The 12,860-nt window shown below is 57.1% G+C and carries 13 protein-coding genes; 3 read left to right on the plus strand and 10 right to left on the minus strand.

Annotation, left to right across the window (positions count from 1 at the left end; genetic code table 11):
• The first annotated feature begins 242 nt into the window (after window positions 1-242).
• Window positions 243-1,241 (plus strand): AraC family transcriptional regulator, encoded by a 999-nt coding sequence (locus tag SBL51_RS09510; RefSeq protein WP_317930683.1) that lies wholly within the window; start codon window positions 243-245, stop codon window positions 1,239-1,241.
• 101 nt (window positions 1,242-1,342) lie between these two features.
• On the opposite strand, the gene SBL51_RS09515 is transcribed toward SBL51_RS09510, so the two are convergent.
• The gene (locus SBL51_RS09515; protein ID WP_317930684.1) at window positions 1,343-1,975 is read right to left on the minus strand and encodes a LysE family translocator; all 633 of its coding nucleotides are present in this window, start codon (window positions 1,973-1,975) and stop codon (window positions 1,343-1,345) included.
• A gap of 139 nt (window positions 1,976-2,114) precedes the next feature.
• A complete protein-coding gene (locus SBL51_RS09520; protein ID WP_317930686.1) occupies window positions 2,115-2,909 on the minus strand; it encodes a PhzF family phenazine biosynthesis protein in 795 nt (264 codons plus the stop codon).
• 235 nt (window positions 2,910-3,144) lie between these two features.
• Here SBL51_RS09520 and SBL51_RS09525 point away from each other — a divergent pair, with 235 nt between their 5' ends.
• Together SBL51_RS09525 and hemN are read left to right on the plus strand one after the other, a co-directional pair.
• Window positions 3,145-4,533, plus strand: coding sequence for a PLP-dependent aminotransferase family protein (locus SBL51_RS09525; protein WP_317930688.1), 1,389 nt, complete (start codon window positions 3,145-3,147; stop codon window positions 4,531-4,533).
• Between the two features lie 178 nt (window positions 4,534-4,711).
• Window positions 4,712-6,097, plus strand: a complete 1,386-nt coding sequence (hemN, locus tag SBL51_RS09530; RefSeq protein ID WP_317930689.1) for an oxygen-independent coproporphyrinogen III oxidase — start codon at window positions 4,712-4,714, stop codon at window positions 6,095-6,097.
• Between the two features lie 34 nt (window positions 6,098-6,131).
• On the opposite strand, the gene SBL51_RS09535 is transcribed toward hemN, so the two are convergent.
• From SBL51_RS09535 to SBL51_RS09570, 8 genes are all read right to left on the minus strand, one after another.
• The gene (locus SBL51_RS09535) at window positions 6,132-7,679 is read right to left on the minus strand and encodes a GMC family oxidoreductase (protein ID WP_317930690.1); all 1,548 of its coding nucleotides are present in this window, start codon (window positions 7,677-7,679) and stop codon (window positions 6,132-6,134) included.
• 6 nt (window positions 7,680-7,685) lie between these two features.
• Window positions 7,686-8,273: a hypothetical protein gene (locus tag SBL51_RS09540; protein WP_317930691.1), complete on the minus strand. Its 588-nt coding sequence runs from the start codon at window positions 8,271-8,273 to the stop codon at window positions 7,686-7,688.
• A 127-nt stretch (window positions 8,274-8,400) separates the two neighbouring features.
• Window positions 8,401-8,607, minus strand: coding sequence for a DUF2905 family protein (locus SBL51_RS09545; protein ID WP_317930692.1), 207 nt, complete (start codon window positions 8,605-8,607; stop codon window positions 8,401-8,403).
• A gap of 54 nt (window positions 8,608-8,661) precedes the next feature.
• Complete coding sequence (locus tag SBL51_RS09550; protein ID WP_317930693.1) at window positions 8,662-9,048, minus strand: MAPEG family protein; 387 nt, start codon at window positions 9,046-9,048, stop codon at window positions 8,662-8,664.
• 101 nt (window positions 9,049-9,149) lie between these two features.
• Window positions 9,150-9,887 (minus strand): class II aldolase/adducin family protein, encoded by a 738-nt coding sequence (locus tag SBL51_RS09555; protein ID WP_317930695.1) that lies wholly within the window; start codon window positions 9,885-9,887, stop codon window positions 9,150-9,152.
• Window positions 9,888-10,075: 188 nt separating this feature from the next.
• Window positions 10,076-10,504: a GFA family protein gene (locus SBL51_RS09560; protein WP_317930696.1), complete on the minus strand. Its 429-nt coding sequence runs from the start codon at window positions 10,502-10,504 to the stop codon at window positions 10,076-10,078.
• 56 nt (window positions 10,505-10,560) lie between these two features.
• Window positions 10,561-12,141, minus strand: a complete 1,581-nt coding sequence (locus tag SBL51_RS09565) for an NINE protein (protein ID WP_317930697.1) — start codon at window positions 12,139-12,141, stop codon at window positions 10,561-10,563.
• Window positions 12,142-12,259: 118 nt separating this feature from the next.
• Entirely contained in the window at window positions 12,260-12,847 is a 588-nt protein-coding gene (locus SBL51_RS09570; protein ID WP_317930698.1) for a GNAT family N-acetyltransferase, read from the minus strand.
• Window positions 12,848-12,860: the final 13 nt, after the last annotated feature.

Genomic DNA, 12,860 nt, shown 5'->3' on the forward strand with positions numbered 1-12,860 from the left:
TTTGATGGAAACAACAGACAGACTAAATATCGCCATCCGACCACTGTATGAGCAGAATGTATTTATGTCGTTGGTTGACGATTAATAGCTGCGAAACGGGTAATCTCTGTTGCGGATACAGGGGGCACAGTCTTCCAAATAGGCGGCGTTGATCCAATAGCCAAAGCTGACAATAGCTTGATATTATCGGACACCAGCTTCAGCCATTTTTAGAGACGAACAACGGTAAACCACTACTAGCCATGTCGTTTGAGGAACAGACCATCTCTATGCACTACGCGCGCGCAGTGATTCGCTCTGCGGCAAAAAATGGCTTAGATACTCAGCAATTAATGGCCTCGGCCAAGATACTCCCCAACAATATCGATTCCAAAACGATGCGCATCACCGCCGCCCAACTGGATGTTCTGGTCCGGTGTTATTGGCAGATGGCCGACGATGAACTGCTGGGCATGGCGAGTGAGCCGTGTCGCTATGGAATTTTTGCGTTGATGGCGGAGCAGGCTGTTTTTCAGAAAACCCTGGGCGATGTTTACCGCTATATTTGCCGCTTCTACAACCTGGTTTGCCCAGGCTTTAGCCTAACCTTGGCAGAGCAGGAAGAGACCGCCAGTCTGTCGATGACACTAACGAGTCCTGCACAGGATGCAGACCACATGCTTACCGACCTCTACCTATTGATCTGGCATCGCTTTCCCGCCTGGTTAATTGGTACCTGGGTACCGTTGATTTCCGTCAGTTTGGCTCACCCTGAACCCAGCCACGTTGAGGAGTACCGGTTACTCTTCCCCTGTCCAGCCGAATTCAAACAAAGCGTTAGTCGTATTATTTTTCCCGCCCGCTTATTGGCTAAACCCGTGGTACAAACGCCGGACTCTATTCAGCAACACCTGGCCGAAACCCCGCTCAATTGGTTTCGCCGACAGAGCTATTGGCCGCGCTACTCGCGAATTGTTTTAGACCAACTGCAAACGCCTGAGCAGTTGCAAACCACACAAATTGAGCCGCTGGCCAAACAACTCAATATCACTTCGCGCACGCTGCGACGAAAACTGGCCGAAGAGCACACCACGTTTCAAGCCTTAAAACAGTCGGCGCAACGCGATCTAGCCCTCCACCTACTGGCGAAAGGTGGCCTGACGCTCAACCAGGTGGCCGCCGCCGTTGGCTATTCCGACGCCGCTTCATTTTCCCGTGCCTTTAAAAGTTGGACTGGCGTCAGCCCCAACCGCTTTAAATAGCTCGTCCCTTTTACCACCGCGCCATTTTTGTTAGCCATAAAAAAACCGCACAGTTTTTAGCTGTGCGGTTTGGTTTATTCGTCATTAACCGTGGTTGCGAGTTAATTCACAATCATCAATACCGACGAGGCGGTCACCAACCCTAAAGTGCGGTTGAACCAGACAATCTTATGAGGGCTCGCCAACCATGATCGAATCTTCGCGCCCATAATCGCCCAAGCCGAACAGCAGGGTAAGCAGAGCAGCGTCTGCACGCTAATAACCGTAATAATACTCGGCACCAGCAGCTCGCCATTTAAGCTAAACGCCGAAATTCCGGTAACGCCCATGGTCCAGGCTTTGGGGTTAACAAACTGAAACAGCACCGCCTGAGTAAAGCTCATCGGCCGCGTGCGCTCTTTACCTGCACCGGGCGCACTGGCGGTGAAGATTTTGTAGGCCAACCACAATAGGTAGAGCGAGCCGATCACCTTCAACGCGGTGTGCACCACCGGAAAACGGACAAACAGACTACCCAAACCCAACGCGGTTAAGCTCATTAAAATCAGGCAACCGGCACAGATGCCTAAAATGTGTGGCAGTGTGCGCTGGTAGCCGAAATTCATACCCGAGGCGGTCACCATCAGGTTGTTTGGCCCCGGCGTAATGCTCACCGAAAAAACAAATAACAGCAGTGATAAAAAATAACCCAGCGTCAAGCTGGTGTATTGTAACTCCAAACTGGTGTCTAACATGATTTACCTTTACACAATTCCATAGGCCGGTGGCTGAAATTAATTAACACCACCGGCCTGTAATTAAATAGCGATTACCCAAGCGGCCATCGACTCTTGGGCCGCGCCCAGCTTTTGATTTTTGGGTTTGGCTTTTGCCTTACGCAAGATAGAGCGAGCCCTTCATATAGGTGACAGCGTCGCCGGCCATGGTTACCCGCGCGCCCTCCACGCAGCAGTGCAACACGCCACCGCGCTTGGAGGCCTGATAAGCCTTAAGGCTGTTTTTAGCCAGGCGTTTGGCCCAATAGGGAATCAACAGGCAGTGAGCCGAGCCAGTGACCGGGTCTTCCTCAATACCCAAACCGGCAAATCCAAAATAGCGGGAGACCACATCAAACTCGCCAGAGCCCTGAGCGGTGAGAATAATGCCACCATCGCCGGGCTGGTCGCTGAAGTGGTGAGCAAAGCCACGCACATTGGCCTCACTGGTAACCACCAACCACTGGCGGCCGGTATTCAGGCACGCCTCCGGCTCAAAGCCCAGTCGCTCGGCCAGGGCTGCCGGCAATGTTGCCGGTTCGCCCAGCTTGGCGGGAAAGTCCAGGCAGTAGCCATCGCCTTCGCGGCTCACCACCAGTGTGCCACTGGCGGTATAGAACTCCAGCCGGCTCGCCGAGCTGTAGCCCTCGGTAAACAGGATATGGGCACAGGCCAAGGTGGCGTGGCCACAGAGGTCGACCTCCACGCTTGGGGTAAACCAGCGCAGCTGCCATCCCGCCCCTTCCGGTACCAGGAAGGCGGTTTCCGAGAGGTTATTCTCGGCTGCTATCGCCTGCATCATGCTCACCTCCATCATGCCCAGCTGCGCCTCTTCCATAACCACCACGGCGGCAGGGTTGCCGGCAAAGCGCTGGTTGGTGAAAGCGTCTACTTGGTAGATGGGGAAAGTCATGGTTTTTACCCTCGTAAAATAGCGATAGTTATCCAGTAAAACACCAAATTGTATGCATACAATTTTAAGCAAAGCGTACAAATCGAAGGCAAAAGCTAACCTACTGCGTTAGATCCGCTAAATTGTACTGAATTTGGTGAGATAGAGGCAGAACAGCGATAGTTTTGCTACCCAGGAATGGGTACAATCGGAGTTTAGCGCTTATTAAACCAAGGTCAATTGAATTTTTGTCACCATGACAATTTGGCATCCCCCCGAGTTAAACCCTGAACAGCCCAAGTACAAAGCACTGGCCGACGCCATGGCTACCGCCATCGCCGCCGGCGAGCTGCAACCCGGGCAGAAGCTTCCCACCCATCGCCACCTGGCCGACCGCCTGGGCGTCACGGTCGGCACCGTCACCCGCGCCTACGCCGAAGCGGAAAAGCGGCAGCTGATTGAGTCGCGGGTGGGCAGCGGCACCTATGTGCGCAGCTACAACAGCACCGAGTTCGCCATTGGCGAACCACTGCCGGAAGAGATCGTCGACCTGAGCTACAGCATTGCCCTCAACGTCGACCAGGCCGGCCAGTTGGCCGAGGACCTGGCCAGCCTAAGTGGCAACCGGCCACTGCTAAAACAGCTGCTCAACTATCAAACCCCTGGCGGCCTGCTGCGCCACCGGGAGGCGGGCCTGCAGTGGTTGCAGATGACCGGTATCGACAGCGGTGATCTGGAACGGTTACTGATTACCAACGGCGGCCAGCACGGCTTTCACACCGCCACCGCCGCCCTCTGCCGAGCCGGCGATACGGTGCTCTCTGCCGGCCTCACCTACCCCGGCTTCTCGCTGGTGGCGCAACAGATGGGGCTGCGCCATATCGGTATCGAGTCCGACAGCGACGGCGTTATACCCGAGGCACTCAACACCGCCTGCCTGCGCTTTAAACCGAGGCTTATCTACCTCAATACCCGCGTCAACAATCCCAGCTGCGAACAGACCAGCGCCGAGCGCATCGACCAATTGGCCGAGATCCTCCAGCGGCATCAGGTGTGGGTAGTGGAAGACGATGTCCAAGGCTGCCTGCTGGATGCCAGCCAACCCAGCTTTGCCAACCGCCACCCGGAGATCACCCTGTTTGTCAGCGGCACCTCAAAAGCGCTCACCGGCGGCCTGCGGGTGGGTTACCTGCTGCCCCCCAAGCCCCTGCTGCGGGCGGCGGCCAGCGCCATTCGCTCCAGCTGCTGGATGACCGCGCCACTGATGGTGGAGATCGCCAGCCGCTGGATCACCAGTGGCGTCGCTAGCCGTTTTATCATTGAACAGCAGCGCCAACTCACCCAACGCCATGCCCTGGTGCGGCAGGTGTTAACGGGGCTGGACCTGCACTCGGTGGACTACGGCCTGAATGTCTGGCTGCTGCTGCCAGAACCGCGCCGGGGTCAAGAGTTCTGCCAAAGTCTGGAGCGACAAAAGGTGATGGCCAAGCCCTCCGCCGCTTTTGCCGCCGGCCACTTTAACGCCCTCCAGGCGATCCGTTTTTGTGTCGGGGGCGACACCAGCCTGCCGGCGCTGGAGAAGGCGTTGCACATTATCCAGGGAGAGCTGCAGCAACCCGGCCCCGAGTTCGATATCGCCCACTAACGCGTTAGCTCGGGGCCAGCGAATTGCGACCTGGCCTCCAACTCCACACCCCGCCACCGCTGGCCTCCGGCAGACTTGATGAGTATCAACCTGGCCTCTGCCACCCCGCCTACAATGGCGCCCACCGAGGTAATCACCCTCGCACAAAACTATGGGCAACAAACAAAAGGTAGGCGGCATGACATTTACCAAGGTGCACTGGAATCCGGAACTGATCAAACGCTACGATCTGGCCGGGCCACGCTATACCTCCTACCCAACCGCGCCCCAATTCGTTGAGGGCTACCCGCAAAGTGAGGTCGATGCCGCCATCGGCCGCAGTAACCAATCGGGCCGGCCGCTGTCGCTCTACCTGCACATCCCTTTCTGCGACACCATCTGCTACTACTGCGGCTGCAACAAGGTGGTCACCGCCAACAAAAAGCGGGCCCGCCCCTACCTCGATGCCCTGAAATTGGAGATCGAACTGCGCGCCAGCCAGCTGGATCACTCCCGCCCGGTGCACCAGCTGCACTGGGGCGGTGGCACCCCCACCTACATCAGCGACGAAGAAAAGCGCGAGTTGATGGCGCACACCCGTAACCACTTTCAACTGTTGGATGACGACAGTGGCGAGTACTCCATTGAAATTCACCCAGGCGGTTTAACACCAGAGACGCTGGGTGTACTGCGCGAGATCGGTTTTAACCGTCTCTCCATGGGCGTACAGGATTTCAACCCGGCCGTGCAGCAGGCGGTGAACCGTTTTAATTCGGTGGAAGAGGTGCGCGCCCTCTCTGAGCGGGCCAAGGCCGAGGGTTTTCACTCCCTGAGCATGGATCTGATCTACGGTCTGCCCTTGCAGACCCGCGCCAGCGTCAACGCCACCCTGGCGCAGGTGATTGAGCTCAGCCCCGAGCGGCTGTCGCTGTTTAACTACGCTCACCTGCCCCACCTGTTTAAAAGCCAAAAACAGATGGACGCCAGCCAACTGCCCGAGCCCCAGGAAAAACTGCAGATGCTGGCCGACGCTATCGAAACACTGCAAAACGCCGGTTACGTTTATATCGGTATGGATCACTTTGCCAAACCAGACGACCCCCTGGCCATCGCCCAGGAGCAGGGCCTGCTGCAGCGGAATTTCCAGGGCTACGCCACCCATGGCAACTGCGACCTGATCGCCATGGGCGTCTCCGCCATCAGCGCCATCGACAATATTTTTGTGCAGAACTACAAGGATATCGCCAGCTACCAGGAGGCCTTCAGCAACCAACAACCGGCCAGCTTTAAGGGGCTCACCCTCACCTGGGACGATCAACTGCGGCAGGCGGTAATCAGCCAGCTGATCTGCCATTTTCAGCTCGACTTCGCCGTCTTTGAACACGCCTGGAATATCGACTTCCAAAGCTACTTCGCCGATGCCCTGGCGGAGCTGGAGCCGATGATTGGCGATGGTTTGATTACTCGAACTGAGCAGGGGTTGCAGGTCTCCAGCGATGGGCGGCTGTTGATTCGCCGCATCTGCATGGCCTTCGATGCCTATCTGAAAGTACCGCAGGCGGTTAAATATTCCCGCATTTTGTAGGTGGCTGGCCGGAGCAATCCGGCCGGTCGAATCATCAGGCCGACGCCAGATGATTCCCCAGCCGTAACGCCAAGCCCACCAGGGTCAGTGTTGGGTTAACGGCACCACAGTTGGGGAAGACGGCGTTGGAACAGAGGTAGAGGTTGTCGGTGTCATGCACCCTGAGGTTGCCATCCACCACACCGTCGGCGGCATCGACCGACATCCGGCAGGTACTGGTGGCGTGGTCGACCCGATTGCCCCAGAAGGAGCGATCTTCAATATTTTTCAGCCCCGCCTCTTTTAACACCCCCACCAGATGCTGGTGATGCTGCTTGCGTGCGCGCAGGGTCGCCTCCGGCTCGCGGTGCTGAATTTTGGTTCGTGGCAACCCCAGCGCTGTCGTCCCCGGCGCCAAGCCAACCTCATTGCCGGGTTCATCGAAGGCCTCAATCATGCCGCGCAGCTCCACCCGGCTGTGGTTCAACACCTCATCATCAATCGCCGCCGGCGACACGCCATCCAATAAACGCTTATCGTAATTGATGCCAGAGACCTGGTTGTAGCGCAGGAAATACATCTTGCCCAGCTCTTGATACTCGGGCGAATCGAAGTGGCGACAGGCCAGAGTGGGGAAGCCCAGCTCATCGGCCAGCCGTTGCTGGTTGTTGGGGATTTCACCGGTGGCGATGGCAAAGGGGTGGGTCACCAGGTGTTTGCCCAGGTGGCCGCCCTGGTTGCCCAGGCCGTTGGGCCAACGCTCGGAGACCGACGCCAGCAGCAGTTTGGTCGACTCAATCGTACCCGCCGCGACAATGATTTTATCGGCGGCGATAAATTGTTTGGCGCCAGTTTGCGGGTTGAGCACCTCCACCCCGGCCGCCTGCTTAGGTGAGGCCATGGTAATGGCCAGCACCGGGCTCTGCAGGCGCAACTCAATGCGCCCGGCATACTCCAGCAACAACCGGTCTAGATCCGACACCGCCGTGTACTTGGCATCGAAGGGACAATAGACGCAGGTGCCAGTGGTGCGGCACTTCTCTGGGTGACGCGACACCGGCATGGCTTCGTAGCCATAGCCCAGGCGCTCCAGTGCCGGCATGATCACGCCGTCAATCGCCGAGTAGCCGGTGGCGGCAAAGGGGTATTGGCCCTGGTTGCGCGGCGGATTGGTAAGCGTCGAATCACCGCAAACATTGAGGAAGATTTCAGCCTGGGTGTAGTAGTCGATAAAATCGGCGTAGTTAATGGCCCAATTGAGCGCCCGGTCGCCTTTGACCTCGCCCAAGGCGAAGTCTTCCGGTTTCAGGCGCGGGCACCAGCCACCCCAATGGCCGGTGGTGCCGCCCTTGGCCAACATACGGCCACCGCGCAGCTGCATACCACCATCAGTATTGATATCGGCATCTTTTACCGGGTCGTTATAAGCCCGGGTAGGTGAGACACCCGACATAATCATATCCAGCCACTGCCGATAGTCGGCCGCAATAAAATCACCACCCGCCTCCAGCAGGGTAATCTGCACCGTGGGGTCACTGGCCAACAGGCGCCGGCTTACCGCCACCGCCGCCACGCCCGAACCCACCACCAACACCTGACTCACAATCCGTTAACTCCTGCGAAACGCACCTGCCTCGGTAAACGCGACATTGATAAATCCATCGTAATTTTGCGAACCAAAACGCCGGAAGCCACCGGTTTTAATCATGTGCCGCACCAGCTCGTTAAACACCCAGCGCTCCGCCCGCCCAAGCCGGGTGGCGTTACTATTTTTTAAATCCCGCCCGGCAAACAGGGCGTAGGTGTAGGCTTGGTCATCACTCTTTTCACGCGCGCGGGCCGCCATCAACAACGCGGCCGCACTTTGATATTCGGCCAGGTAGCTGGGCGCCTGCTGAGTTTTTAACTCGAGCAACGCCGGCAACTGAGCGGCGTAATCGTCCAGGCCGGGCAGCGCCCAGGCGGCAATCGCCCAACGGCAAAAATCCTGCAGCTGGCTAACGGCGCTGCCATCGAGGGAGCCGGTCTGTTCTGCCCGATAGGGTTGGTTGGCGGGAGCGTTTTTATCACCGGCAATAGGCGCCAAATCCTCTTCGGGAAGAGAGACCAACAGGCCACTCAATGGAATGAGCGCGGCAACACCGGCGGCAACTCCGGCAGAGATCAGTAAACGGCGGGTAATTTTGGCGGTCGGCATGGTGGGTCGCTGGCACAGTGAATTGTTAAGGAACTGTTAACACAACAAACAGGCATAACACAGCGCTTGATCATAACGACTCACCCGCCAATTTAAAACAAAAGGCGGCCAAATCATGGCCTTGGCGTCAGCGGCGAAAGAGGTTGAGCAGCAGGCTCAACACCAGGCTGATCAATAACAGAGAGACAACGGGAATATAGAGACCACCGGTTTTGGTTTCTATGCGGATATCACCGGGCAGGCGGCCAAACCAAGTGAATGCTTGCGGAAAGAGGTAGCACACCACACCAACCACAAAAATAACTGCACCCAAAATCATTAGCAGCTTGGCCATGACGCCTCTTTCCAACAACAACCCGGCTCCGGCACGCCGGCAACCATGACCCGATTAAAAGGCCAGGCACATAAGCCAGATGGAAGCCACCATACCGATTGCCCAACAGAGAGAACGCAGAGGAGGTACATCCGCGAAGTAAAAGAGTGCGTGGCCAACACGGGCAACAATATGCACACCACACAAAATCTGCATGGTAAACAGCGGTGCCTCCCCCCACAGCGCCAGCAGCACACCGGCGGCAAACGGTGGAAAGGCTTCAAAGGCATTGTTATGCGCCGCCAACGCCCGCAACCCCAAACCGGTTAATGCCTTCTGCTGTTCCCTGGGGTTGTGGTTATCGTAACCACCCGCCATTTTACTTTGTGCGTAGCCCATGGGCGCTTTAGCCAGCAGTGGCAGCAGTGCCGCAACAATCACCGATGCAATGATCAAAGCCATAATCAATCCTTAGAGAGCCGTCTATTTTTGTTCCAATAATCGTTTCTGGTTTAAGCGCCGAGACTAGCGGAGTTTTATTGCCGCCTTGAGTCAGGCCATGGTTAAAGATCGCGATAGGAGCTGTCTATGCGGTCGACAATGCGTTGCATGGCGGAAAACTCCAGTGCCCCTGACGGAGCACCCGCCGTTTGGATACTGAGCAGTTCAAAGGACTTGTCGGCAATATCGTCGGCGATAGGAATTAACGGCCGGCCGCTGCTGTCGGCCGCCACCTGAATCTCACAGGCGCGCTGTAAAATCCATAAATTGGAGAACATCTCCGGGATGCTGCGGCCGCAGGTCAGAATGCCGTGGTTGCGTAAAATCAGAAAATTCTTGGTGCCGAGGCTATTGACCAACCGCTCCTTCTCACCCGCCACTACGGTTAACCCTTCGAAGTCGTGATAGGCCACCTGCTTGTGCAGCAGCACCGAGTAGAAATTATCGGTGCGCAACCCCTCCTGCTGACAGGCCACCACCGAACCGGCATCGGTATGCAGATGGCCAATACAGATCACATCCTCACGCGCGGCATGGACTGCGGAGTGGATAACCATCCCGGCGGGGTTGGGCCGATAGGGAGAGTCGTCCAATTGCTGGCCGTTGATATCCACCTTAATCAAATTGCTGGCGGTCACTTCGCTGTAGTGCAGGCCATAGGGGTTGATAAGGAAGTGGTGGTCGGTTTCGGGAATTTTGACGGTGATGTGATTGAAGATCAGCTCATCCCAGCCCAGGTGGGCAAAGATGCGATAGCAGGCGGCGAGCTGGATACGCAACTCTTTTTCGGTTGCACTCATTGAGCTTGCACTTATTGAGACAGGCATAGGGCCTCCGCAGTGGTTATTGTTATCGTTAATACTGCAAAACAGACCCAGTCTACACGCTAACTCAGCCCCTAAAAACTATAGCCGGGCCTAAAAATGGGGCCGCTGTTAAAACAGTGGCCGGTATAGGAACAGATAAGACAACCAACAACCGCTGTTGCTCAATCGCCGGTGTATTCGTACAGGTAGACCGGCAGGCCATCATCAATGCTTCGCCAGGCCGGTTTCTCGCTCACCCACATGTGGCCAGTCACCGCCACTGGCAGCTTGCCATTGGGCAAACCGTCCGAATGACTATCCAACAGCCCCATGCGCACACGCAAAAAGTCGGGCTCGTTGTTGGTTACCACATAAATGGGTGCAAAACAGTGGTCGCAATAGTAGCGCCATTTTCCAGGACGGGACTCGTAGCTGAGCAGATGGCCGGCACCCCGGGTAAGCGCGAACTGATCACAGTCGACATGGGCCACCACCGAATAGTCGGCAGCGCTTAATTTTCGGCAGGTTTGGCAATAGCAGTAGCGCACAGTCAGCGCTTGGACAGTGATCTCGAACTTAATCTGCTGGCAGTGACAGGAACCATGGATCACGCCTTTTTCCTCCCTTTAGGGTTTTCCTCAAGGCCAACGTCCCGCCCCAATGGCAACTAGTGGTTCGTCTCAAAACTGTCGGCAATCGCCAGCATCGCCCCACGATTGCGCTCAAAGCGGGCGCGGGCGGTGAGCGTCATCACCTTATAAAAATGCTCATCACCCTCTACTGCCACAACCAAGCCCCGCAGCGGCACATTATTGGCGGCGGCGGTGAATTCAAACAACCAACCGGCGTTGCCATTAATCCCGTGTTCGCCAACATCCTGAAAATCGGCATTTTGAAAACCGGCAAAGGCGTAGTCTTTCAACATTTGCGTGTACTCGGCCAGGCTGGTGTCACCACCGAAATCAACCTTCGCCTCTTTCACCACCACCACGCCAATATCGTCCGGCTCATTGACATAGGCGAGCGCCGCCTCCGGCAGACTCTGTTGCCGCCAGTGGCCTTCGGGCAGGGAGAGCGACTCGGTTCCCGCCACTGAAGCCACCAGGCGGCTCCCCAGTGTTCGGGCCGCGCTGCTATCCTCCGGCAGGCGACAGTTGGCTGGCCGAAAACGGTTGGGCAGGGTACCGCCATCGCAGTGCCAGCGGGCGGGGGTAAATTCAAAATTGGGGGTTAGCACCAGGGTGTAACCCTCCAGGCTGGGGTGGTCGGCCAGCTCCAGTTGAATCGCCCCCTGCTCGTGCACCGTCAGAGCGGCGATGTGTGGGGTAGCCACCGCCTGCGGCAGATTCATATCCAGGTTGGCGCTGGGGACAAAATTGGTCCGCGCGACAAACGCCTCCATCTGCGTTTGATAGGGTTTGGCCTCAGACAGGGCGGCCGCCACGGCGGCGCGGGTGGTGTAATCCTGGTAAGCCGGCAGCGCAATCGCGGCAATTATGCCCAACAACGCGGTACCCCCAAAGAAACCAACGACGACAATAATCGCCACATGGATGCCTTTGACATTGCCATACTTACGCTGCCAACGGGCCTTTGGGGTAAACAGAAACACCAGGGCCTCAATCCAGGCGACGGGGATCATGATGAGGTAAAAGAGGAAATAGAAAATTCCCCACCACTGGCCCAGGTAGAGGCGGTGCGCCCCCAGCCCGCCCAGGAAAAAAGCCAGCAGTGCCGCCACGTATTTACTGCGCGGCTTGCCCGGCTCGCGATAGGTGCCACAGCTCGGGCACTGCGCCTCGCCTTCCACCAGTTGCACACCACAGCCCCGGCAATAGACGATAGCGTCGCGGGTGGTTTTTGCCTGGGGTGTGCGGTAGGGGTTGAGGGGTTGCCCCTGGGCGGTCATCGCCTCGGTGGCCTGCATGGGCGTTAATGATATAGCTGCTGTCGATGGCTCTTCGGAGGGTTCATTGGAGAGTTCCGCGGATGGCTCCGGCGCCGCCGCCGCTGCGGTGCTGGCAAGCGCTGGATCAATGCTGACATCAGCCCCCAGCTGCCGAAAAAAGCTGTAGTACTTTTGTGCGCTGCTCTCATCCAACGCTTTTTTCAAAATGACCGATTTACCACTGAACAGTAACGCCACTTTTTCCGGAGCGAGCTTCATTCGCTCTGCCATGGCCACTTTAACCTGATCGCTGCTAAAGCCCGCCAGTACCTGCCCGGAAAATTTGATCGAGTAATTCATTATCGAGACTTGCCTGTCACGTCCATGAGAGAAACCGGTAGCCGCCATAGCAGCCACCGGCGTAAGCACTGAATAGTAACAGCAATAACGGCTTAAAAACGCAACCGATTCGGCAGAGTTACTCGCCACCGCCGAGCGATTTCACCATCAGCAGCCACTCACCACCGTGCAGGGCACCCGGGTAGAGCGCTACCGGCAACGAATCGATCACCTGGTAACCGAGCTTACAATAGAGTGCCTTGGCGCTGCTGTTTTCCGAGGCGACAATCAGGCTCGCCTTGGCCACGCCTTGTGCTTGCGCTCGCGCTTCCGCTTCGGCCATCAGCTTGGAGGCCACCCCCCTGCCCCGGGCGCTCTCGCGGGTGGCAATGGCGTTGATGTACCAGCTGCCGGGCACCTTGGCTTCGAGCAGCACCAGCGGTTTGACTACCTCCGGGTAGTCATCGAGCTCCGCCAGTGAGTAAGGGTCATCCAACTGGTAGTCGATGATCATACCGAGCAGTTCACCGGCCTCGCGAATAACCCGCGCATTGCGATAGCTGAAACCGCCCTCCTCCCGGGCGGCCCGCTGCGCACCCACGGCCATGGCACTTTCACCGGCCTCAGCCATGTCCGACCAGAGATACTCTGGAATGCCTTCGCCGGCGAGATTGATTAAATAGGCGAGTTCCGCGGCATCGCCCTTGACTGCGTTTTCAATGTTCACTGATCTTGCCTTA

The organism is Halioxenophilus sp. WMMB6 (assembly GCF_033283405.1).
GTDB lineage: Bacteria > Pseudomonadota > Gammaproteobacteria > Pseudomonadales > Cellvibrionaceae > Halioxenophilus.

What these genes read in the sequence shown, in the direction of transcription:
- SBL51_RS09510 (WP_317930683.1), top strand. Translation starts at nt 243, where the DNA reads ATGTCGTTTGAGGAACAGACCATCTCTATGCACTACGCGCGCGCAGTG.
- SBL51_RS09515 (WP_317930684.1), bottom strand. Translation starts at nt 1,975, where the DNA reads ATGTTAGACACCAGTTTGGAGTTACAATACACCAGCTTGACGCTGGGT.
- SBL51_RS09520 (WP_317930686.1), bottom strand. Translation starts at nt 2,909, where the DNA reads ATGACTTTCCCCATCTACCAAGTAGACGCTTTCACCAACCAGCGCTTT.
- SBL51_RS09525 (WP_317930688.1), top strand. Translation starts at nt 3,145, where the DNA reads ATGACAATTTGGCATCCCCCCGAGTTAAACCCTGAACAGCCCAAGTAC.
- hemN (WP_317930689.1), top strand. Translation starts at nt 4,712, where the DNA reads ATGACATTTACCAAGGTGCACTGGAATCCGGAACTGATCAAACGCTAC.
- SBL51_RS09540 (WP_317930691.1), bottom strand. Translation starts at nt 8,273, where the DNA reads ATGCCGACCGCCAAAATTACCCGCCGTTTACTGATCTCTGCCGGAGTT.
- SBL51_RS09545 (WP_317930692.1), bottom strand. Translation starts at nt 8,607, where the DNA reads ATGGCCAAGCTGCTAATGATTTTGGGTGCAGTTATTTTTGTGGTTGGT.
- SBL51_RS09550 (WP_317930693.1), bottom strand. Translation starts at nt 9,048, where the DNA reads ATGGCTTTGATCATTGCATCGGTGATTGTTGCGGCACTGCTGCCACTG.
- SBL51_RS09555 (WP_317930695.1), bottom strand. Translation starts at nt 9,887, where the DNA reads ATGAGTGCAACCGAAAAAGAGTTGCGTATCCAGCTCGCCGCCTGCTAT.
- SBL51_RS09565 (WP_317930697.1), bottom strand. Translation starts at nt 12,141, where the DNA reads ATGAATTACTCGATCAAATTTTCCGGGCAGGTACTGGCGGGCTTTAGC.